Origin of the sequence: Collinsella sp. TF08-11AT (assembly GCF_003437035.1) — a bacterium.
Lineage (GTDB): Bacteria > Actinomycetota > Coriobacteriia > Coriobacteriales > Coriobacteriaceae > Collinsella.
Window position 1 is genome coordinate 162,861 of sequence record NZ_QSRL01000002.1, and the last position, 20,476, is coordinate 183,336.

Below are 20,476 nucleotides of genomic sequence, written 5' to 3' on the forward strand. Positions count from 1 at the left end.
CAATACCCTAGTTGACCGCTAGGACTTTTACAATGCTGCCGAAAGACACGAAAGGTTCCATCCGTCATGGATTTACTGATTGATATTCTGCTCGACGCCGGCAAGGACACGCTGTCGCTGGTGCCGTTTTTGTTGGTGACGTATCTTGCTCTCGAGACACTTGAGCACGTTGCGGGCGACCGCGTCAACGGCGCTATCAAGCGCGCCGGCGCTGCGGGTCCCGTGGTTGGCTCGCTGCTGGGCATGGTGCCGCAGTGCGGCTTTTCGGCCATGGCGGCCACGCTGTACGCCGGCCGTGTCGTGACCTTGGGCACGTTGGTGGCGGTGTTCCTTTCGACCTCCGACGAGATGCTGCCGCTGCTACTTGCCGAGCAGGTTCCCGTGCAGACTATGGCGATGCTTTTGGCTTCGAAAGCGCTGATCGCACTGGTCACGGGTTTTATCGTGGACGCTGCCATTCGCGGCCTGCGCCGTAACGCCCGCGCGCACGCGGCGATTCGCCGTACCGTGCTGGGAACCGCGGCCAACCCGGCCCACGTGAACTGCGCGCACGACGACCACAGCGGCGGTGACATCATCGACGAGGTGGCCGAGGCAGGCGTGAGCGCCGACCACATCCACGAGCTGTGCGAGCGCGACCATTGCGGTTGTGATGAAGACGAGGACGAGCACGAACACGGACATGGCCACGATCACGGTCATGAGGGCGAACATGAACACCATGATGGTCACGGTCACTCCCACTCCCACGAAGGGACGCCTGTCCTGTCGATCATCCGCAGTGCGATCTCGCACACCGTGCAGGTCTCGGTATTCATTTTTCTGGTGACGCTGATTCTGGTCGCCGTGCTCGAGACGTTCGGCGAGTCCGCGATCGAGCAGTTCCTGCGCGGCAACGAGACACTCGCTGTCCTGGGTTCGGCGCTTGTCGGGCTGATTCCCAATTGCTCGGCGAGCGTGGTCATTACACAGCTGTATCTGGAAGGCGCGCTGCAACTGGCGCCGATGCTCGCCGGCACGCTCATTTCCGCCGGCGTGGGTTATCTGGTGCTGTTCCGCACCAACCGCAGCGCCCGCGAAAATGTCGTGTTCCTGATCATGATGTACGTCATCGGCGCTGGCTGGGGCCTTATCCTTTCCGCCTTTGGGTTCTAAGTGGATGTTTGGGGCATGCCGTAAAACTAGGACATGCCATAAATTCCACCGCCATGACCTGGGCGTTGGATGCGCGTCAATCGGCAAAACAAAAAGGTAGATTATTAGGCATGTCCCAAAAACCTACCTTGGTTAGTGCAGCAACTCGGTGAGGTTGCGTTTAAAGCGGGCGCGGTCTTCGCTGGTAAATGCTGCCGGACCGCGAGTGCGTCCGCCGGCGCGGCGTACCTTCTTTTCCTCGTGGCGAATAAACAGCTGCATATCGATAGTCGCCTTGTCGTACACGCGCCCGCGCACACCGATGGCGGCGGCATCGCGCCCGAGCACCATGCTCGCCAAGCCAATGTCCTGCGTCACGACCACGTCGCCCGCCTGCAGGCGTTCGACAATGGCAAAGTCGGCGCTGTCGGCGCCCACGCTCACGTCGCGCGTCGTGACCCAAAAGCCGCGACGCGCGTGCTCGGCATCGCGCGGGTCGTCGCGGCGAATGTGCCGTTCCAGGTTTTGCGTGCTGTTGCCGGCGATAACAACGGCGACGCCCGCCCGCCGCGCGCAGTCAATCGACTCGCGCGTGACCGGGCAGGCGTCGGCATCAATAAAGAGCGTTCGCGGCATCTAGTGCACCAGTTTGCCAAATTGAATAGCGCGAACAATCAGCGTTACGCCAAACACCAGCAGCGCGGCGCCGCTAAAGATGACGAGCATCTTGGCCGACCACAGCGGATAGATAAACACGAACATGCCGGCGATGATGGAAAGTGCGCCGCTCAGGATAGCGAGGGCGCGGTTGGACGAAAGCTCGGACTCCAGAATGGACATGACACCTTCGACAATCCAGCCAAAGCCGGCCACGATAACCACCATCGTGGTGAGCGTCGCGGTCGAGAAGGCCTGGTTGCGCAGGATTATGACGCCGCCCAGGATAATGAGTAGGTTGGAGATGATGCTCGTGACGCGCCAGCCGGTGGGCAGCAGCGGCTCAAAAATGGCAGTGAACAGCCTGATGGCTGCCGTAATCACAAAGTAGAAGCCCAGGACGGTCGTCAAAAAGACGAGGGACTTGGCGGGTGCAAAAAGCAGCGCGATACCAGCAATGAGCGCCACGACGCCCGTGATGGCGTAGATCCAGCGCACGGCCTTGACGGCTTTGCCTGCCATGCTTTTCTCGTCAAATCCAAACTGGCTCGATTTTTGGTCATCGTTCTTAAAGATGCCCATAATGTCTCCTTTCCGTGCGGCATAAGCCTTGATCGTTACAACCAGTATCCCCTAAGGGCGCTGACGTATGGGTCGGGGAGGGCGAAACGTAACCCAAAGGCCCCGAATTGTTTCCGTTGTTCCCCACGTCGCGATTTTCTATTCAACAGGTGTAGAACATTGCAGCCCTGTTCGTTATTGCCTACGTTTTAGGTTAGATTTTCCTAAGGACAATTGGCTTGTATTGGGGGTCCCTATGAACGAAGCAGTTCCCGAGGCACCGTCGAGTGTCGAATCGATGGCAAAGCAGGGTTGCGAAAAGCTTGGCCTGGACACGTTTGACGCGCTGGTCCGCCGCGCCCGCACGTGCCGCCGATTTGACGAGTCCATGCGCGTGCCGCGCGAGTTTTTGCTCGAGCTGGCGGAGCTGGCGCACCTGGCTCCCTGTGGCGCCAATGCTCAGCGTCTGCGTTTTCATGTGGTGAGCGGTGCCGAGGACTGCGCGCGTGTATTTGATGAGCTCGCGTGGGCCGGTGCGCTCAAGGACTGGCCGGGTCCCGATGAGGGCGAGCGCCCGACCGGCTACATCGCGATTCTTGCCGAGCGCACTGTTCCGGGTAAGCCCGCCGCTCCCATCACCGAGGTCGACACCGGCATTGCCGCCCAGACGATGATGCTCGCCGCGCGCAGCGCCACGCCCGAGGTGGCGGCCTGCATGTTCAAGGCCTTTACGCCCCGCGCGATCGATACGATGGGGCTCGATGGCGACAAGTATGAGCTCAAGCTGATCATGGCTTTTGGCGTGCCAGTCGAGACGCAGGTGATCGACGCGATCGACTCCAACCCGGATGGCTCTATCAATTACTGGCGCGATGAGGCTCAGGTGCATCACGTGCCCAAGCGTTCGCTTGCCGACGTGCTGCTGTAGTTGCGCGTCGTTGCGGTGCGATCCGGCGGCAAAACCACCACAAAGGTGCCTGTCCCCTTTGTGGTGGTGCGAGGGGAGGACGTGTGGCCGATCTGTATTTGGTGCGGCATGGGCAGACCGAGCTCAATGTGAAGAACATTTTGCAGGGTTGGCACGATTCGCCGCTCACGGCGCGCGGGCGCGAGCAGGCGCTGGCGACGCGCGCGGCGTTCGAGGACCGCGGCATGACCTTTGACCATGTGTATTCGTCGCCGCTGGGGCGGGCGCTCCACACGGCAAAGATTATCGTTGGCGAGGGTCGTTCCATAGAGCTGGTCGATGAACTGCGCGAGTGGCATTTGGGTTCGTTGGAGGGCACATTAAACCGCGAGATGCCGGCGCAACCCTGGGGCGATTATCCGGTTGCCTTTGGTGGCGAGTCGGAAAGTGAGCTTCGCGCACGTATGGTCGCGGCGCTGTCCCGCATCATGGCCAGGCCGCAGCACGACTGCGTGCTGGCGGTTTCCCACGGCTCAGCCTGCCAGGAGTTTCTTGAGTATGTGACTGGCGGGGGAGAGCTGCCCGACAACGGTGCCGTGCTTCATTTTGGCTATTGCGATGGGGCGTTTTCGCTCTTGGGTTGGTAACGAACGAAAGGACCCCTATGAATAAAGATCTGTATCTGGTCCGTCATGGACAGACGATATTCAACCTTAAGCGTATCATTCAGGGGTGGAGTGACTCGCCGCTCACACAGCTGGGCTGCGATCAGGCGGCGCGTGCCGGCATGTTCTTGCGTGCGCGCGGCATTGAGCCCGACCACGCCTACACCTCTACGCTGCACCGCACCGAACAGACCATCGCCAACCTGTGGTCGGGCATGACGTACGAGCGCCTGGACGGTCTGCGCGAGTGGTTCTTTGGCGACTTTGAGGCCGAGCGCGTGATGCTTATGCCCGAGCGCCCGTGGCGCGATTTCTATCGCCAGTTTGGCGGTGAGGGCCAGATGCAGGTGCGCGAGCGCATGGTGACGACGCTGACCGATCTTATGCGACGCCCGGACCATTCGTGCGTGCTCGCGGTGAGCCACGGGTCGGCCATCAAGGAGTTTTTGGATCACGTGAAGGGCACGGAGGCCGACGAGCGCGAGCGCGTGCCGGGCAATTGCTCGGTGCTGCATTTTGCGTTTGGCGATGCGACTGACACGTTTGAACTGGTCGAAGTCTTTACGCAGGAAGATTATGCGCGCGAGTTGGGTCTTGAGCCGCTGGTGGCGGTAGCGGGTCCGCAGCGCGGATAACGCGAGCGCGGCGGCACGGGTCGTCGGCTAACTTCTCGACGCAAAAGGGGCGGAGATGCATGTACCTGCTGCATCTCCGCCCCTGTTTGTTGAGCTGCCGATTTTTGTGCTGGGCGGTCTGGTCTTGCTAGAACCGCGCGACCTGGTGCGTGAGCAGGCCCGTCGGAACCTGCGGCGCGGCGCCGCTGACCTGCGCGGCGGGGAAGAGCACGGCAACGGTAAAGTTGAACGGCTCCTTGCCGGTGTACGTTCCGGCGGCATGGGCCTCATCGGCCAGCAGCTGCGACGCCCCGGTCAGAGCGGCGGCGTAGGCGGGGTCGTCGGCCAGTGCCGGCTCCGGTGCTTGGTCGAGCATAGCGCGGATGGCCCCGACGGCGTCCTCGCGCTTGACCTCCCACGCGCGGTGCGTAATGCCCGCGGGGTCGGTGACGGCGTAGAGCGACGCGCCCTCTTTGGCGGCGCCCAGGATGATATCCATGACGGGCGAGGCCTCGTAGGCGAGCGACACGGGGCGCGGCTGCACCTTGAGCTCGGCGATCGCGCGCGCGGCGGCGGCCACGTCGGCGCTGGCATCGCCCTTGCCGTCCGCAAGTACACTCGTCGGGCAGATCGCCACGACACCCGTCACGCGTCCCGGCTCGCCCGAGCATTCGTACACGTAATACGCCGCGCCTGGATCCTTGAGCATTAGGCCGTCAGCAATGGCGCCGCGCAGGGCGTCGTTGCCGCTCAGGATACCGCCCATCGCAGGCAGCGCCTCGAGCACACGGTCCTGAGCCGGGCGGATGCAGGGAAACGGAAGTGCTTTCATGGGCGGTCCTAACGCGCGAGTCGGTTTGTTCGCGGCTTATTATGCCCCAACTTGGCCGTTCGCGTCCCAGAGCACGTTATCGGCGAGCGCGATTAGCACCTGCTGACAACGATTGATATCGGCGTGGGGCACATACTCGTTGGGCTTGTGCGCGAGCGCGAGCGATCCGGGGCCGTAGCTCATACAGTTGCGGTTGCCCGTCTTGCCGGCAATGACGGCGGTATCGGTGTAGCCGGTAAAGAAGCCGACGGTCGTGTCCGCGCTTGTCACATCGTCTGCTGCGCGCTTGAGTGCAGCTAGAAGGGGAGAGGCTGGATCGCGCTCGATGGCGGGGCGGTCGCCTGTCACGGTATAGCTTCCATGGCAGCCGGGGACCGCGGCTTCGGCAGCGACAATGGCCTGCTGTACCATGCGCGTCGCGGCGGCCGTATCAGTCGGCGGGGTCAGGCGCATATCGACCCAGACCTTAGCGTGGTCGGGCACGACATAGGGACGGTAGCCACCCTCGATCTGTCCAAACGTGATGGTCGATGGCCCCAGCTCCTCATGTAAAGGTAGCGCCGCAAACGCGCGACGAAGCGAACACACGACCTCGGCCATGGCGGCGACGGCATCCGCGCCCTTCCAAGGCTGGCTCGCATGCGCCGTCACGCCAGCCATTTCAATCTCGAACCACGTGCGACCCTTGTGCGCCACCTGGATCTGCCCGTCGGTGGGCTCGGTGTCCAGCACCCATTCGCGCGAGCCGACCCAACCAGCATCGATCGCGGCCTCTGAGCCGCGCATAAAGTCTTCCTCGTCGACCGAGCAGATGAGCGAAAAGCCGCGGCGGGGCAACGCGCCATCCGCCGCCACGCGCTCGAGCGTATGGATCAGTGCGGCAATAGCGCAGGCCAGGCCACCCTTCATATCGCAGGCACCGCGGCCATAGAGTTTATCGTCGCGCACAACCGCCCCAAGCGGTGCGATGTCTGCGTCCCAGCCATCGCCCAAGGTGACGGTATCCATGTGGCAGATATAGATCAGCCGCGGCTCGTCGCTTTGGCCCGGCACGGTGACTTTAAGGTTGCGGCGCCCGGGCAGCACTTCGAGCTCCTCAATCTGCACGGCATCGAGCGCAGAACTATCAAGTTGTGCCAGCTGCTGCTCAATGAGCCTCTTAATGAAGCGCTCGATCTCGTCCTCATACGCGCCCGGGTCTGAGCTTTCGATCCGCACAAGCTCCTGCGCAAGCCGCCAGGCAAAGTCCTCATCAACCATATGCAACCTCACAATCAGTTTGCTTTCCAAACCGATTGTAAGCCTCCTGAGAGATCCGCGACGTGGGCGTGGCAGTATTTACCGTTCGCAGGCCGAGCCAGCGCGTTTGCCGTCCGAGCGGGTTCACAAGCGACGCAGCGGGTACGTACCCTTCATGGACGACATGCTGTGCGACATATCTGCCTTTCGGTATCACCGGATACCTCCACAGGTCTTGGCAATAATGCCGGACCTGCCCGATTCTGCGGACGATCCGCGCAGGGAGCACCTATGTGAGCATCCGCTCGTCACGCATTTCCTGGGCACCCCGTTACACGTGTTGGCGCAGGGCAGCTGCGGACGTAAGGGCGATCGCATTGTCAGGCATGTTTGGAACGGGGAGAGGCCGTTTGATTCCGTGCGGCAGACGGAGTTTGGCCTCGATGTTGCGTCCCCACTCTTTACCCTGCTGACTCTGGCTTCCTCGGTCTCAAACGAGCGTCTAATCATGTGCATGTATGAGATGTGCGGCACCTTTGCCGTGTGCAAGATTGCGCCTCAGGTAAAGTCGGCACTTGAGCAGGCATATGGGAGCCGATGGAGTGACGCACGGTCGGGCTGGGAAAACGTAAAGGATGTCTCGGGGAATCCAACGGACTTGTGGAAACGACCTCCCTTGATCGAGCTCTCTGAGCTTACCGAGTACGTCGATAAGATCCCGGGGCTCCGCGGCGCTAAATCGTTCACGCGTGCCGCGAAATGCATTACGGGGGTGGCGGCATCGCCGCTCGAGGTCCAGGCTTCGATGCTGTTTGGCCTTACGAGGTTGCGCGGCGGCGAAGGGCTGAGCCTTACCAATAACGTTGAGATTCGTATGACGCGCAGCGCCCGCCTGATTTCGGGGCTTGATAGGCGCTATGCCGATATCCTGCTGGCAAATAAGGACGGCAGTCGAGAGTGTCTGGTTGAATGCCAAGGTAAAGCCATTCACGGATCCATTGAATCCAAGATCTCGGACTCCGATCGAACGACGGCCTTGCAAGCGATGGGATATCCCGTCGTTCTGATGACCTATGGTCAGCTGGCCGACTTCGATGCCTTCCGCGTGGTGATGGAGCTCATCATGTCCTATCTCGATGTGCCGCTGAAAGACAAGACGCCGCGACAGCAGGAGCTCGAACGGCGGCTTCGTGAGGAGATTTTTATCGATTGGGCGGGAATGTAGTCGCGCGGTGGGTAAACGGTAGCGCGAGCTAGAGTTCTGGTCGCAAAAAGGCTTCAATTTTGCCTTGGAGGGACCCTAAAAATGCTATCTAGAATAAGTTGTTTCGGAAAATAGACAGTCAACTTACATTCGGCACATAGAGACCGATTTTTACCTACTAAAGTCCCTGATAAAGCTGTTTATCAAAGCGGGCGTGCTTAGCGACTGGAGCCTCACTATCGATTATCTGAAAAAACTTGTTCTGGGTATCATTTTAAAGACGTCCGGAGCAACAAAATCGCCCCCCGTTTCGTGAAAACGGGGGCCGAATGGGCTTCGTGGTCTGTCTGGCAGGATTGGCGCCGGCGCTATTTAATCACGCGCACACGATACATCGACGGAATTTGCTTAAGTGCCTCGATCGTGCTGCCGTCCAGGTGCTCATCGGTGTCGAACATGGTGTAGGCGTTCTCGCCAGCGGACTCGTTGGTCATGCGCTGCACGTTGGCGTTGTCCTTGGCGAGAATGGCCGTGATCTGGCCGATCATGTTGGGCACGTTGGCATGCAGGCAGGCAATGCGGCTTGCGGCGCGCGCCTTGCCCATGCTGCAGGCGGGGTAGTTGACGCTGTGCGCGATGTTGCCGTTTTCCAGGTAATCCTTGAGCTCGCTGATGGCCATGTCGGCGCAGTTGGCCTCGGCCTCGCCGGTGCCGGCGCCCGAATGCGTGGTGATAAACGTGTTGGGCATCTTGACGGTCTTGGGCGTGGCAAAGTCGCAGCTAAACCAGCTGAGCTTGCCCGCGCGCAGGGCGGCGTCGACGGCGTCCTCGTCAATGATGGTCTCGCGCGCGTAGTTGATGAGCACGGCGTCCGGGGCCAGCAGGTCGATCTGCTCGGTGCTGATCATGCCGATGGTATCGGCCTTGCTGGGCACGTGCACGGTGAGGTAGTCGCAGCCGCGGCACAGATCCTCGAGCGTGCCCACGCGCTGCACCTCGCGGCTCAGCACCCACGCGTGCTCGACGGAAATGAACGGATCGTAGCCGTAAACGTCCATGCCCAGGTCGACACAGGCGTTGGCGACCTTGGAGCCTACGTTGCCCAGGCCGATGACGCCGATGCGCTTGCCCTTGAGCTCGCGGCCCACAAAGGCCTTCTTGGCCTTCTCGGCATCGACCTGGATCTCGGGGTCGTCGGCGTTGTTGCGCACCCAGTTCATCGACTGCACGACGCCGCGGCTCGAAAGCACCAGCATGCCCAGGACGAGCTCCTTGACGGCGTTGCTGTTGGCACCGGGGGAGTTAAAGACGACGACGCCCTTTCTGGCGTACTCCTCGACGGGGATGTTGTTGACGCCGGCGCCGCAGCGGGCGATGGCGCGGATGCCCTCGGGCAGCTCGTAGCCGTGCAGGTCGGTGGAGCGCATCAGGATAGCGTCGGCCTCCTCGGCGGTGCCCACAAACTCGTAGCCCTCGCCAAACTCGACTTTGCCGTCTTTGGTGATGTCGTCGATGGTCTTAATCTTACGCATGGAAAAACTCCTTAGCAGGTTTTGATCTAAACAGGGTGGTTTGAGATGGCTGGTCGGCCCGCGCGTTGCGGGCTAGTTAGATCGCGGACTCAAACTATGCTGCGCTTCGAAGTCCTTCATGTACGAGGCAAGTGCCTGCACGTCTTCCATGGTTACGGCGTTGTAGACGCTGGCGCGCATGCCGCCCACCAGACGATGGCCCTTGACGTTTTGAATCTGGTGCTCGGCCGCGCCTGTGACAAAGGCCGTGTCGAGTTCGGCGTCGCCGGTGCGGAAGGTGACGTTGGCGATGGAGCGGCTGCCGGCCTGCGTGGTGCCATGGAACAGCTCGCTGTGCTCGAGCAGGTCGTAGAGCAGGTTGGCCTTGGCCCAGTTGCGCTCGGCCATGGCGGTAAGTCCGCCGGTCTCCTCGACCCAGCGGAATACCTTGCCGCATACGTAGATGCCAAAGGTGTTAGGCGTGTTGAGCATGGAGCCCTTGGCGGCCTGGGTCTTGAGGTCCAGGTACTGCGGCGTCTGCGCAAAGGCGGGGCCTTCGGCGATGAGGTCGTCGCGAACGATGACCACGGTCACGCCCGCGGCACCGGCGTTTTTCTGCGCGCCGGAGTAGATGAGCCCGTAGCGCTCAACGTCGAGCGGCTGCGACAGAAAACAGCTCGAGACATCGGCGACCAGCGGCACATCGCCGCAAGCGGGCAGCTCGTGGTACATGGTGCCAAAGATGGTGTTGTTCTGGCAGATGTAGACGTAGTCGAGGCCTTCGCCCGCGGCCTCGGCGGCAATGCGTGCGTTGACGTCGGCCATGTAGGGAATGCGGTCGAAGTTGGTGTCCTCGGAGCTCGCGAGCAGCACGGCCTCACCGTACTTGGCGGCCTCCTTGTACGCCTTGTTGGCAAAGTTGCCGGTCACGACGTAGCCGGCGCGGCCGCGGCGCATGAGGTTCATGGGGATGCCCGCAAACTGCAGCGTGGCGCCGCCCTGCAAAAACAGGACGCGGTAGTTGTCGGGGATGCTCAGCAGACGGCGCAGGGTTGCCTCGGCGTCGTTGATAATCTGCTGGTACATGCTAGATCGATGGCTCATCTCGAGCACGGACATGCCGCAACCGCGGTAGTCCATCATCTCGTCGGCGATCTCGGCGAGCACGCTTGTAGGCAGCGCGGCCGGGCCAGCTGAGAAGTTGTGCACACGTGCCATCTTCTAGTTCCCCTCGTAGTCGTTTGAACGTTCGGGATACTTTAGCACAGTGGAGCGCCAGGCGCGACCGCATCACGGTAAAACTCGACTGCGCTGCTATGATTTACAGGATGGTTACATGGGGGAGGGGTGCTTTACTCCTCGGGCAAATCCAAATCTGCGAGCGAAGGCATGAGGTTCTCTAGGCGCTTGATTTCTTCGTCGCAAATTAGCTAACCCCTGGCCGCTACGACGCGAGCGTGGCGATGACGGCTTCGTCGCCGGCGTATATGAGGGTGTCGCCGTCGGGGATGATCGTTTGGCCTTCGCGCTTGAGCATCACCACGATAAACGGGTGCTTGCCCTGCGGCACGTCGCGCAGGCGCTGACCGGCCAGGCGACCGTGGGGCGTCACGGTGATCTCGCGCAGCGTAACCTCGGCACGCTCTTCGAACGTTGGGGCTGCCATCACCAGAAGGTCGCCTTCCTCGATGACGGTATCGCCGTTGGGCAGTACCGGGTGCGCCCCGTCGCGCAGCACCAAGACCACGAGCATGTCCGTCGCGCTGCCAATATCGGCGAGCGAGCGCCCGGCAAACGGATGGCCAGCGCCCACCTTGAGCTTTACAAACGACATGCCGTCCTCGTCGCGGTAGTCGTTAAAGGTGCGGCGCACGTCGCCGGCCGCATCGATCATATCGAGTTTCTTCGCCACCGCCGGCAGTAGCGAACCCTGCACCACAATGCTCGATACGGCAATCACAAACACCAGGTCAAATAGGTCGTGTCCGCCGGGAACGCCGGCCACCACAGCAAAGAGGCTAAAGACGACCGAAGCCGCGCCGCGCAAGCCCGCCCAGCTTACGAGCGCAACCTGGCGAGGGCTCGTCTTAAAGGGCGCCAGCAGCAGACCGACGGCGATGGGGCGGATCGCAAAGAGCATAAACGCCATGAGCGCCAGGCCGGGTAGCAGCATTTGCGGCAGGCGCGCGGGCGTGACGAGCAGGCCGAGCAAGAAGAAGATCGTCATCTCGGCCATCTCGGTAAGGGTGTCAAAGAAGTGCGCCATCTCGACCTTGCCGGTGATGTCGCTCGCGCCCAGCACAATGCCTGCCAGGTATACGGCCAAAAAGCCGTTGCCGCCCAGGTAGCTCGGCAGTGCGTAGGCGACGATCGCCACGGCGAACAAGAAGATGGTCTGCGCGCCTTCGGCCGTTGCGTGTGCGCGCTCAATCAGACGGCTGGATGTCCAGCCGATGGCAAGGCCCAACCCCACGCCCAGGATGATCTGCTTGGTCAGCAGCACGGGAATGTCGATGTTGCCACCCGCCGCGAGGGTGGCGAGTACCGCGGTGAGCATGTAGGCGACGGGGTCGTTGGAGCCCGATTCGACCTCGAGCAGCGAGTCGGTGCCGCCCTTTAGCGACAGGTTGTGCTCGCGCAGCACGCTAAAGACGCTCGCCGCGTCGGTCGACGCCACGACCGAGCCCAGCAGCAGGCCGCCAATCCAGTCGAAGCCCAGTGCGAAGTGTGCGAACACGCCAGTGATGCCGGCGGTGGTGATAACGCCGAGCGTGCTCAGCAGCACAGCGGGCGCGGCGACGGGTTTGGCACGGTCGATGTTGGTGTTAAAGCCGCCGTAGAACATGATGAATAGCAGCGCCGTGCTGCAGACGGTTTCGGTGAGCGCGTAGTCGCTAAAGTCGATGTGCGCCGGACCGTTGACGCCGAGCAGCATGCCGAGCGCAATAAAGATGAGGAGGGTGGGGAAGGGGAGTTTTTTGCCGACGGGTTTGATGGTCAGGCACAAAATGATGACGAGGCCGATAAAGAGAAGTATCTGGTTCATGGATAGTGTCCGCTCCTGGGTGGTTGGCGTGGCACGGTCAGTTGTCTGCGGTTATTTGTACCCAAAGGTGGTGGGTTTATGGGGGCGGATTACGGGCGTGCGCGATATCGTCATAGACGGCTGCCGTCTTTGCCTCTGCTCGGAAACCCTTTCCAGCTTTATTGCAACGGAGTACAATGGGTAACGTTTAAGTTCAACTTGAAGTTTTAGTTGCGGCGCCGGGCTTAGACCGCAATGCAAGGAGAGGCGTACCATGGCGATCTATGTGACATCTGATGCTCACGGGCACGTGCGTGCGCTTGACGAGGCCCTGTCTAAGATCTCGTTGACGTCCGACGACACGCTGTACGTGCTGGGCGACATGATCGATCGCGGGCCCGATCCGGTCGGCGTTATTAAGCTCGTGCGCTCGCTGCCCAACGCCCGTGTGCTCAAGGGCAATCACGAGCAGATCATGCTCGATGCCATCATTGGCCAGGATCCGCTCGATGCCGAGACCTGGGATATCAACGGTGGCTGGACGACGCGCGAGCAGCTCAACGACATGGAATTTGAGGCATACGAGGAGCTCGTGCGATGGATGGCCGCGCTGCCGCTCTACGCGGTGGCCGAGACCGAGGAGCGCCCGTATCTGCTGGTACATGCTGGAATCGAGATGAAGGCGGCGCGCGCGTTTTTACTTGAGCATGGCGTCGATTGTGCCGATGGCGTCGGAGCGGTGGGTGCCGATCGCGAGCTGCTGCAGCAGATGCTCGCGGTGCAGTCGTCCGATGACTTGCTGTGGATTCGTCACGGCTATTGGGATGCGCCGACGGGGCTGCTTTCTGCCGAGGGCAAGGGTCCGGTCGTGGTGAGCGGCCACACGCCAACGGTGTCGCTCGGGCGTTATTGCGAGGTAGGCGGCCTGGCGGGGCTCGATGAGGAGTCGGGCCGTGGGCAGATTGTGCGCCTGGGCGGCGAGGATACCGCCGGCGTGCCCGATCGCATCGACATCGACTGCGCCGCCGCCACTGGCTCCGAGTTCGGCCGCGTCGGCATCCTGCGCCTGGATGATGGTGCGGAGTTCTACGCAAATATCAAGCCTGGAGAATGATGGCGCAAGGGGTCGCTAATTTGGGACGGGCTTTTTTGACTGCTTTCGGAGAGTAGCGCCTTCTTGCTCGGTAAGTGCTGGAAACGAGGAACGTCTGCGTCCTCGGCAGCGCGAAATTGCTCGAAAAACCGTCGCAACGGAGTCAAACGACGTCGCGACGGTTCTTTTTTGGCTGCCCGCTGGCTAAGTGAGTAGACTTTTTTGGAAATGTCGAGCAGCCGGCAAATTTGTTTCAACAAAGCCGCAGGTCACTGACTTGTGTTTTGCCGGTGTGGTCAGGGATTCGGCAAAAGTCTACTCACTTAGTTTTGCGTGTCGCAAATCGTCCGCAACGAGACCCCAGCCGGGGTGATTCCATCGTTAATTCCGGTGACCGGGGGCAGCTAATTAGGCGCCGTATGGGTTACGGTCGCGTTCGATGCGTTGGCGGATGTGGGCGTACTCGATTATCAGCAACACCAGCAGTAGGGCCATGACCGCCAGGTAGCTCACCACGGCGCCCATCAGACCCAGCAGCTTAATCAGGATCACCGGCAGCACCACGCTTACGGCGAAGCAGATCAGGTAGATCTTGGTGACATCGCCGGCGTGGCGCAACACCGTGATGATGGCGTAGATAAAGTCGATTGCCGCGGTGACTCCGCCGGCGACAACCATTAGCAGTGCCAATGTGCGGTAGCGCCCAAAGTTGAGGCCGTACATAAAGCTCATGAGGGGAATGCCGGGGCCTGCCATAAATGCGGCGCACGCTCCGGTAATGACCACGATCAGTGCCATAACGGCAACAATAATCAGGTCAAAGCGGCGACGCTTGCGCGGATTCGCCCAAATGCTCGACAGACGCAAAAGCTGCGGTTTATAGATAAATCCGATGCTCAGCAAAATAGCCTGCGCCGGAAAGAACAGTGCATTAAAGTACAGCTGATATTTGTAGGCCAGCGTGCCTTCCATCACGAACTTGGGCATGCTCTCGATTAGGTTGAACAGGAACAGCGCACCAAAGAGCGGGGCGCACTGGATAAACAGGTGGCCAGCCTCGCGCAGGCTCACGCGGCGCGATTTTTCGGTTTCGAGCAGGGCGAGCGGGGCGGTGACCAGCACGAGCGAGGCAATCGCGGTAACACCCATGGCCATAGCCGCGATGGGCATGCTGCGCGTGAGGAACAGCGCCACGCTAAAGACTGCGATGACGCCGGCGGAACGCAGCGTTTGGCTCATGCCGGCCAAATAGAGCTTGTCGGCCTGCTGCAGGCGGCCCTCGTACACGTCTGCCACGCCGTCGATCACCTTATAGAGGTAGACGCCCAGGCCGATCGTGGCCATCTGCGCATCGTAGCCGCGGGCGCTGCTGTATACCAGGCCGCATGCCAGCGCGAGCGCTCCGCAGAGCCAGCGGTTGAGCTGGTAGGAGGCGAAGGAGGTTTTTTCGTCGATATCCGAGACCTGGAAATTGCGCACGCCGTAGTTGCACGCGATCATGATGAGCGTGCCGGTGACAAAGGCGATGGAGAACTTACCGGCTTCCTCGGCGCCGACAAGCTGCGTGGACACAATGGTGAGCAGCGGAAACGCCATGCCCCATACGGCGGTGCCCAGGGTATTCCAAAGGTAGTCGCGACGGGTGGCGTGATCTTCGTACTCGGCTTCTTGCGTGGAGAAGCCGCCGCCGTAGACGGCTCCGAGCAGGCGGTTCCACCAGGCATTGACCATGCGGCGGATGGGGCCGGGTTGGCGATCGCGGCGACGGCGTGTGGTCTGGCTGCTGTCGGGACCGCCGGCGTTACGCTGGCTTAGCTCTTGGATTCGTGCGAGCTCCTCGGCGGTGTGCGATGCGGGGAACAGGCCGTTCTCGATGCGTCCGCCCTGCCCGTGCGCCCCGTCCGATACGGTGGGGTCGGCGACGCCATTGCGGCGGGCGATGGCGCGGCGAATGCTATCGATGGGCGTGATGCTCAAAGCGGAGTCCTTTCTATTGCTGCGCTCTAGTATAGACGCGACGGTGTTCGTTCGTGTTTTTGAACAGGTTGTTCGATAATTTCGGCGGCGCCATTCAGTAGACGGCATTTGGGGACGTTCCTTATGTGCCGGCACTTTGGGAACGTCCCTAAGTGCCGGCATCCGGGGTCGCTCCTTGGTTGTTGCCTGTTCAAGAGTGTCCCTAACGACTAGGCCGCTTGCGTGCGATTTTTGACCGTTGGGCGGGCGCTTCGCCGTTGCCGCAAAAACGTTTTTGCATATCGGGTACAACGGGCTTTACGTGAGTAAAGTGCGCGCCTCGTCCACGTGTCGCGCTTTTAAAGGAGGCCCCATGCCAGGTATTACCCCTGCAGAAGTTCTGTCCAACTTTGGCATTACGCTGGTCGAAGATCCTGCCGAGAACCAGCCCCGCCTGCTGGTCGACCTGCCGGCAGCCGAGCTCGTCGAGCACGCCATCCGTCGCAACGAAGGTCGTATGGCCTCCAACGGCGCGCTGGTGATCGAGACGGGGGAGCGCACTGGCCGCTCGCCTAATGACCGCTTTATCGTTGACACCCCCGATGTTCACGACAAGATTGCCTGGGGTGCCGTCAACCGCCCGCTGTCTGTCGAGAGCTACGAGGCCATCAAGGCCGGCATCGTCGACTATCTCAACGAGCGCGACGTGTTCGTCACTCGCGGTATGGCCGGTGCCGACCGCAACCATACGCGTCGTCTGCTTGTCGCCTGCGAGCGTGCCAGCCAGGCGCTCTTTATTAAGCAGATGCTCGCCCGCCCGCTTGCCCGTGAAATCGCACGCACCGGCGAGCCGGACTTCTGTGTGCTCGCCGCGCCGGGCTACCAGTGCGATCCCGCCATCAAGGGCCTCAACTCCAGCGCCGCCGTGGTCATTAACTTCCAGGAGCGCGTGATTCTGGTCGCCGGCACCGGCTACTCCGGCGAGATCAAAAAGTCCATTTTCAGCGTCATGAATTACCTGCTGCCCGTCGAGGACGACGTGCTGCCCATGCACTGCTCGGCCAGTATGGATCCCGTCACGCACGAGACCGCCGTGTTCTTTGGCCTGTCCGGCACCGGCAAGACCACGCTTTCGGCCAATCCCACGCGCCTGCTGATCGGCGACGACGAGCACGGCTGGTCTGACATGGGCATCTTTAACATCGAGGGTGGCTGCTACGCCAAATGCGAGGGCCTGGACGCCTTCCACGAGCCCGAGATCTTCAACGCTGTCCGCTTTGGCGCGATCTGCGAAAACGTGGTGCTCGACGAGAACCGCAAGCCCAACTACGACGACATCTCGATCACGCACAACACGCGCGTGGCATACCCTGTGGAGCACATTCCCAACGCGTGGACCAAGGGCATGGGCACCACTCCAAGCGTCGTGCTGTTCCTGACCTGCGATGCCTTTGGCGTGCTGCCGCCCATCTCACGCCTGACGGCCGATGCCGCCATGTACCACTTCGTGACGGGCTTTACGGCCAAGATCCCCGGCACCGAGGTCGGCGTCACCGAGCCCACGCCCACGTTCTCTTCGCTGTTTGGCGAGCCGTTTATGCCGCTCGACCCCATGGTCTATGCCAAGATGCTCGGTGAGCGCATCGCCGACGGCCGCACGCGTGTGTACCTGGTCAACACCGGCTGGATCGGCGGCGGCTACGGCGTGGGCCATCGCATCGAGCTTGCCTACACGCGCGCCCTGGTGGCCCGCGCCCTCGACGGTACCATCGAGGACAGCGAATTCGTGCATGACGATATCTTTAACGTCGACATTCCCACCACGTGCCACGGCGTGCCCGACGGCATCCTGGTGCCGCGCCAGTACTGGCAGAGCACCGCGCGCTACGACGAGGCGGCGCACAACTTGGCCGTGATGTTCGAGGAGAACTTCGAGAAGAAGTACTCGCACCTGCCCGAGTCCGTAAAGGCCGCCGGTCCGCACGCTCAGGTGCACGCCGACGCCCGTCATCGCGGCCGCGGCCTGCTGGGACTCCGACACTAGCGTTGCTTCAGACCCAAAACCACCATAAAGGGGACAGGCACCTTTGTGGTGGTTTTACTCGCGCGGATGACTCGGGTTACAATACGCCTGACATATTGCCCCCTTCTCCGGATGGGGGCAGCGTAAGCGCTCTTGTGGCGGCACCGTAGGACTTTGAAGGTGGCCGTCGTAAGGGCGCTTTTTGTTTAGGCGCCCTCGCTCGGGCGCGCACGATGAAGGGAGAGCGCATGAAGAGCTTTATTGCCGAGGATTCGTTTTGGGAGCTATTTCCGCAGGCGGCTGTCGGTGTTGTGGTCGTAAAGGGCATGAAGCCCGCGGCTCAGATTCCTCAAGAGGACGTGGATGCGATTGCGGCGTTGCTCGACCGCGCCAATATCGACGCGGAGCGTCATCTGACCAGCGATACTATCAGCGAGAACGCACCGGTCAAGGCATGGCGCGAGGCTTATCGGCTGTTCAAGACCAAAAAGGGCGCGCGTTGCTCAATTGAGAACCTGCTCAAGCGCGTGCTCAAGGGCAAGCCGGTGGGCCACATTACGCCCGCGGTGGACATCTACAACACGGTGTCGCTGACCTACGCGCTGCCCGTTGGCGGCGAGGACCTGCATACGATTGAGGGGGATCTTCGCTTGAAGGTGACTGACGGCGGCGATGCGTTCCTGCCACTTGGCGAGGAAACGGATGACCCGACGCTGCCCGGCGAGCTCGCCTACATCGATGATGCGGGCGCCGTATGCCGCTGCTGGAACTGGCGCGATGGCGTTCGCACGGCGCTGTCCGACGATTCGGCCGATGCATTCCTGGCGATTGAGTGCGTGGAGCCCGAGCGGATGGGGGATTGCCAGGCTGCCGTTGATCGTCTCGCCGAGTTGCTCGAGCGCTATCTGGGAGCGACGGTTGTCGTTAAGACGCTTGTGACCCGCGACAATCCCTGCGTGGAACTGTAGCGACGCCTGCGGATCATGTTCGCCGGTCAAAACCACTACAAAGGTGCCTGTCCCCTTTGTGGTGGTTTTTATGTTGATGGGTTAACAAATGGGATATTTGGGTATGGGTGTTGCCTCGTGCGGCTAAGATGTTTACCCGTTAGCATCATGTAAGCGAAAGGCGGTCGTCTCCCATGCAGCAGAACGACGAGACACGTTTCGAGGACTTTGTCGGACTGATCAGCGGGCTCTACAAGGAGATCCAGCGCATTAAGACATCCGAGGGCGCAAGGCTGGGCCTCAAGGGCTCCGACGTTATGTGCCTGTACTATCTTGAGCGCAGCAAGGACGGCCTGACTGGCGCTGACCTGGCTCGCATGGCAGGCGTGACCCGTGCCGCCGTCTCGCGCACGCTCGCGCATCTGGAGGAGGGCGGCTACGTCGAGGTCGACGACTCGGGTGATGCGGCCGTTAAGTATCGTGCCCCGGTGCGCCTGACCGCTCTGGGCGGCGAGAGCATGAGCGAGGCGGACCGCATCATTCGCGAGGTGCTCGACACCACCGGTAAGGCTATGGGTGTGGAGCAGCGCGAGCAGATGTATGCATCGCTGCGCACGATCCTCAACACCCTGCGCGAGATCTAGAGCCGCGCTGGCGCTAGCTTTCAGCCAAGAGCTGCATCGTCCCGTTTGAGCGCGTACGCCGTGCCGGGACATTGCTGTCAAAATTCCCTGCGCGAGACCTGCGCAAGAAAGGATTCGCTATGTCCGTCCGCATTATTACCGATTCCGCCAGCGATATGTCGCCGGCGGAGCACCCGGCGCTGTCCGTCTTGCCGCTGTCCGTTACCTTTGGCACCGATGTGTATATGGATGGCGTCGACATCGATCACCAGCGCTTTTACGAGATGCTCGTGGAGCGCGACGAGCTGCCCAAGACCGGTCAGGTCAACCCGTACGCCTTTTCGCAGGCGATTGCCGAAGCACGTGAGGCCGGCGACGAGGCGGTGATTATTACCGTGGGTGCCAAACTTTCGGGGACCAATCAGAGCGCCCGTACCGCACTTGCCGAGGCGCCGGGCGGCGACGTGTATGTGGTTGATAGCAATAACGTTACCCTGGGTGAGCGCGTGCTGGTCGAGTATGCCCTGCGCCTAGTGGACGAGGGCCAGGGCGCGGCCCAGATCGCGGCGGCTGTCGAGGCCGTCCGTGACCGCGTGGTGGTTATTGGTCTGCTCGAGACGCTGGAGTACCTGGTGCGCGGCGGTCGCCTGTCTGCTGCTGCCGGTGCCGTGGGTACGCTGCTCAACGTAAAGCCCGTGGTGGCTGCCGAGGACGGTCTGATCGTGCAGCTGGGCAAGGCGCGCGGTTCCAAGAACGGACGTAACCTGCTCAACCAGAAGGTCGAAAAGGCGGGCGGCATCGACTTTTCCATGCCGCTGGCGCTCGGCTATACGGGCCTTTCGGATGCGGTGCTCAAGAAGTATATCGAGGACAGCGCGGCACTGTGGGCTGGCCACACCGAGGGCGAACTGCCCGTTCACACCATCGGCGCCACCATCGGCACCCATGTAGGCCCCGGCGCCGTAGCCGTAGCCTTCTTCCAGCCCGTTAACTAGCCCACCTGCCAAAACCACCACAAAGGGGACAGGCACCTTTGTGGTGGTTTATGCTATTCCGGGTGGAAGGGAGCGAGCAATGGCGTCTGAGGGCTTTTTTGAGCGGGTGTACGAGGTGGTCGAGCAGATTCCCGAGGGGATGGTCGCCACGTATGGTCAGGTGGCGCTGCTTGCTGGACGTCCACGAAGTGCGCGGTACGTGGGGTATGCCCTGCATGGCAATCCGCGCCCCGGCGAGATTCCCTGTCACCGCGTGGTGTTTGCCGATGGCCGCATATGCGATGGTTTTGCTTTTGGCGGTCCCGATGCTCAACGTGAGCTTTTGCTAGGGGAGGGTGTGGCGTTTAAGGACGACATGCACGTCGACTTGGCCGCCTGTCGCTGGCCTGCAGGGCTCTAGCGGCTCTGCCGTGGCTTAAACCACCACAAAGGTGCCTATCCCCTTTGTGGTGGTTTTGGCAGGTTTACCGAGGTTAACTTATGGAGAAGG

At 61.4% G+C, this 20,476-nt stretch carries 19 protein-coding genes; 11 read left to right on the plus strand and 8 right to left on the minus strand.

Annotation, left to right across the window (positions count from 1 at the left end):
- Positions 1-66: 66 nt before the first annotated feature.
- Positions 67-1,155 carry a putative manganese transporter gene (locus DXC79_RS02625; protein WP_117634976.1) on the plus strand — a complete coding sequence of 363 codons (1,089 nt, stop codon included), beginning with the start codon at positions 67-69 and terminating at the stop codon, positions 1,153-1,155.
- A gap of 132 nt (positions 1,156-1,287) precedes the next feature.
- Here the strand turns inward: DXC79_RS02625 and DXC79_RS02630 are convergent, their stop codons facing one another.
- Positions 1,288-1,770, minus strand: coding sequence for a DUF188 domain-containing protein (locus DXC79_RS02630; protein ID WP_117634978.1), 483 nt, complete (start codon positions 1,768-1,770; stop codon positions 1,288-1,290).
- The gene (locus DXC79_RS02635; RefSeq protein ID WP_117634980.1) at positions 1,771-2,373 is read right to left on the minus strand and encodes an HdeD family acid-resistance protein; all 603 of its coding nucleotides are present in this window, start codon (positions 2,371-2,373) and stop codon (positions 1,771-1,773) included.
- A gap of 235 nt (positions 2,374-2,608) precedes the next feature.
- Between DXC79_RS02635 and DXC79_RS02640 the strand changes: the two genes are divergently transcribed.
- The 3 genes from DXC79_RS02640 to DXC79_RS02650 all read left to right on the plus strand — a co-directional run bounded on the left by DXC79_RS02640 (position 2,609) and on the right by DXC79_RS02650 (position 4,559).
- Positions 2,609-3,280 carry a nitroreductase family protein gene (locus DXC79_RS02640; RefSeq protein WP_158550946.1) on the plus strand — a complete coding sequence of 224 codons (672 nt, stop codon included), beginning with the start codon at positions 2,609-2,611 and terminating at the stop codon, positions 3,278-3,280.
- Positions 3,281-3,363: 83 nt separating this feature from the next.
- Entirely contained in the window at positions 3,364-3,906 is a 543-nt protein-coding gene (locus DXC79_RS02645) for a histidine phosphatase family protein (RefSeq protein ID WP_117634984.1), read from the plus strand.
- Positions 3,907-3,923: 17 nt separating this feature from the next.
- Positions 3,924-4,559, plus strand: a complete 636-nt coding sequence (locus tag DXC79_RS02650) for a histidine phosphatase family protein (RefSeq protein ID WP_117634986.1) — start codon at positions 3,924-3,926, stop codon at positions 4,557-4,559.
- 127 nt (positions 4,560-4,686) lie between these two features.
- On the opposite strand, the gene DXC79_RS02655 is transcribed toward DXC79_RS02650, so the two are convergent.
- Both DXC79_RS02655 and DXC79_RS02660 read right to left on the minus strand, forming a co-directional pair.
- Entirely contained in the window at positions 4,687-5,370 is a 684-nt protein-coding gene (locus tag DXC79_RS02655) for a DUF1015 family protein (protein WP_117634988.1), read from the minus strand.
- Positions 5,371-5,409: 39 nt separating this feature from the next.
- On the minus strand, positions 5,410-6,630 hold the full coding sequence (locus tag DXC79_RS02660) for a M20 family metallopeptidase (RefSeq protein WP_117634990.1): 1,221 nt from the start codon (positions 6,628-6,630) through the stop codon (positions 5,410-5,412).
- A 223-nt stretch (positions 6,631-6,853) separates the two neighbouring features.
- Here DXC79_RS02660 and DXC79_RS02665 point away from each other — a divergent pair, with 223 nt between their 5' ends.
- Positions 6,854-7,834 (plus strand): hypothetical protein, encoded by a 981-nt coding sequence (locus DXC79_RS02665; RefSeq protein WP_147327470.1) that lies wholly within the window; start codon positions 6,854-6,856, stop codon positions 7,832-7,834.
- A 347-nt stretch (positions 7,835-8,181) separates the two neighbouring features.
- Here the strand turns inward: DXC79_RS02665 and DXC79_RS02670 are convergent, their stop codons facing one another.
- The 3 genes from DXC79_RS02670 to DXC79_RS02680 all read right to left on the minus strand — a co-directional run bounded on the left by DXC79_RS02670 (position 8,182) and on the right by DXC79_RS02680 (position 12,370).
- Positions 8,182-9,345 (minus strand): phosphoglycerate dehydrogenase, encoded by a 1,164-nt coding sequence (locus DXC79_RS02670; protein WP_117634994.1) that lies wholly within the window; start codon positions 9,343-9,345, stop codon positions 8,182-8,184.
- Positions 9,346-9,417: 72 nt separating this feature from the next.
- Positions 9,418-10,542 carry a 3-phosphoserine/phosphohydroxythreonine transaminase gene (gene serC / locus DXC79_RS02675; protein WP_117634997.1) on the minus strand — a complete coding sequence of 375 codons (1,125 nt, stop codon included), beginning with the start codon at positions 10,540-10,542 and terminating at the stop codon, positions 9,418-9,420.
- Between the two features lie 226 nt (positions 10,543-10,768).
- Complete coding sequence (locus DXC79_RS02680; RefSeq protein WP_117634999.1) at positions 10,769-12,370, minus strand: potassium/proton antiporter; 1,602 nt, start codon at positions 12,368-12,370, stop codon at positions 10,769-10,771.
- 253 nt (positions 12,371-12,623) lie between these two features.
- On the opposite strand from DXC79_RS02680, the gene DXC79_RS02685 reads away from it, so the two are divergent.
- Positions 12,624-13,463 (plus strand): metallophosphoesterase, encoded by an 840-nt coding sequence (locus DXC79_RS02685; RefSeq protein ID WP_117635001.1) that lies wholly within the window; start codon positions 12,624-12,626, stop codon positions 13,461-13,463.
- A gap of 387 nt (positions 13,464-13,850) precedes the next feature.
- Here DXC79_RS02685 and DXC79_RS02690 read toward each other — a convergent pair whose 3' ends face one another.
- Positions 13,851-15,419: a lipopolysaccharide biosynthesis protein gene (locus tag DXC79_RS02690; RefSeq protein WP_233502952.1), complete on the minus strand. Its 1,569-nt coding sequence runs from the start codon at positions 15,417-15,419 to the stop codon at positions 13,851-13,853.
- A gap of 352 nt (positions 15,420-15,771) precedes the next feature.
- Here DXC79_RS02690 and pckA point away from each other — a divergent pair, with 352 nt between their 5' ends.
- The 5 genes from pckA to DXC79_RS02715 all read left to right on the plus strand — a co-directional run bounded on the left by pckA (position 15,772) and on the right by DXC79_RS02715 (position 20,386).
- Positions 15,772-17,442, plus strand: coding sequence for a phosphoenolpyruvate carboxykinase (ATP) (gene pckA / locus DXC79_RS02695; protein WP_199408627.1), 1,671 nt, complete (start codon positions 15,772-15,774; stop codon positions 17,440-17,442).
- A gap of 227 nt (positions 17,443-17,669) precedes the next feature.
- Positions 17,670-18,389, plus strand: a complete 720-nt coding sequence (locus DXC79_RS02700; RefSeq protein ID WP_117635003.1) for a B3/4 domain-containing protein — start codon at positions 17,670-17,672, stop codon at positions 18,387-18,389.
- Positions 18,390-18,562: 173 nt separating this feature from the next.
- The gene (locus DXC79_RS02705) at positions 18,563-19,012 is read left to right on the plus strand and encodes a MarR family winged helix-turn-helix transcriptional regulator (protein ID WP_022093866.1); all 450 of its coding nucleotides are present in this window, start codon (positions 18,563-18,565) and stop codon (positions 19,010-19,012) included.
- Between the two features lie 119 nt (positions 19,013-19,131).
- Complete coding sequence (locus tag DXC79_RS02710) at positions 19,132-19,986, plus strand: DegV family protein (protein ID WP_117583755.1); 855 nt, start codon at positions 19,132-19,134, stop codon at positions 19,984-19,986.
- Between the two features lie 79 nt (positions 19,987-20,065).
- Complete coding sequence (locus DXC79_RS02715; RefSeq protein ID WP_089572047.1) at positions 20,066-20,386, plus strand: MGMT family protein; 321 nt, start codon at positions 20,066-20,068, stop codon at positions 20,384-20,386.
- Positions 20,387-20,476 lie beyond the last annotated feature (90 nt).

Coding starts and splice junctions, on each gene's coding strand:
- DXC79_RS02670 (WP_117634994.1), bottom strand. CDS start 9,345: ATGCGTAAGATTAAGACCATCGACGACATCACCAAAGACGGCAAAGTC.
- DXC79_RS02625 (WP_117634976.1), top strand. CDS start 67: ATGGATTTACTGATTGATATTCTGCTCGACGCCGGCAAGGACACGCTG.
- DXC79_RS02680 (WP_117634999.1), bottom strand. CDS start 12,370: ATGAACCAGATACTTCTCTTTATCGGCCTCGTCATCATTTTGTGCCTG.
- DXC79_RS02710 (WP_117583755.1), top strand. CDS start 19,132: ATGTCCGTCCGCATTATTACCGATTCCGCCAGCGATATGTCGCCGGCG.
- DXC79_RS02635 (WP_117634980.1), bottom strand. CDS start 2,373: ATGGGCATCTTTAAGAACGATGACCAAAAATCGAGCCAGTTTGGATTT.
- DXC79_RS02685 (WP_117635001.1), top strand. CDS start 12,624: ATGGCGATCTATGTGACATCTGATGCTCACGGGCACGTGCGTGCGCTT.
- DXC79_RS02660 (WP_117634990.1), bottom strand. CDS start 6,630: ATGGTTGATGAGGACTTTGCCTGGCGGCTTGCGCAGGAGCTTGTGCGG.
- DXC79_RS02650 (WP_117634986.1), top strand. CDS start 3,924: ATGAATAAAGATCTGTATCTGGTCCGTCATGGACAGACGATATTCAAC.
- serC (WP_117634997.1), bottom strand. CDS start 10,542: ATGGCACGTGTGCACAACTTCTCAGCTGGCCCGGCCGCGCTGCCTACA.
- DXC79_RS02630 (WP_117634978.1), bottom strand. CDS start 1,770: ATGCCGCGAACGCTCTTTATTGATGCCGACGCCTGCCCGGTCACGCGC.
- DXC79_RS02655 (WP_117634988.1), bottom strand. CDS start 5,370: ATGAAAGCACTTCCGTTTCCCTGCATCCGCCCGGCTCAGGACCGTGTG.
- DXC79_RS02705 (WP_022093866.1), top strand. CDS start 18,563: ATGCAGCAGAACGACGAGACACGTTTCGAGGACTTTGTCGGACTGATC.
- DXC79_RS02640 (WP_158550946.1), top strand. CDS start 2,609: ATGAACGAAGCAGTTCCCGAGGCACCGTCGAGTGTCGAATCGATGGCA.
- DXC79_RS02700 (WP_117635003.1), top strand. CDS start 17,670: ATGAAGAGCTTTATTGCCGAGGATTCGTTTTGGGAGCTATTTCCGCAG.
- DXC79_RS02715 (WP_089572047.1), top strand. CDS start 20,066: ATGGCGTCTGAGGGCTTTTTTGAGCGGGTGTACGAGGTGGTCGAGCAG.
- pckA (WP_199408627.1), top strand. CDS start 15,772: ATGCCAGGTATTACCCCTGCAGAAGTTCTGTCCAACTTTGGCATTACG.
- DXC79_RS02665 (WP_147327470.1), top strand. CDS start 6,854: ATGCCGGACCTGCCCGATTCTGCGGACGATCCGCGCAGGGAGCACCTA.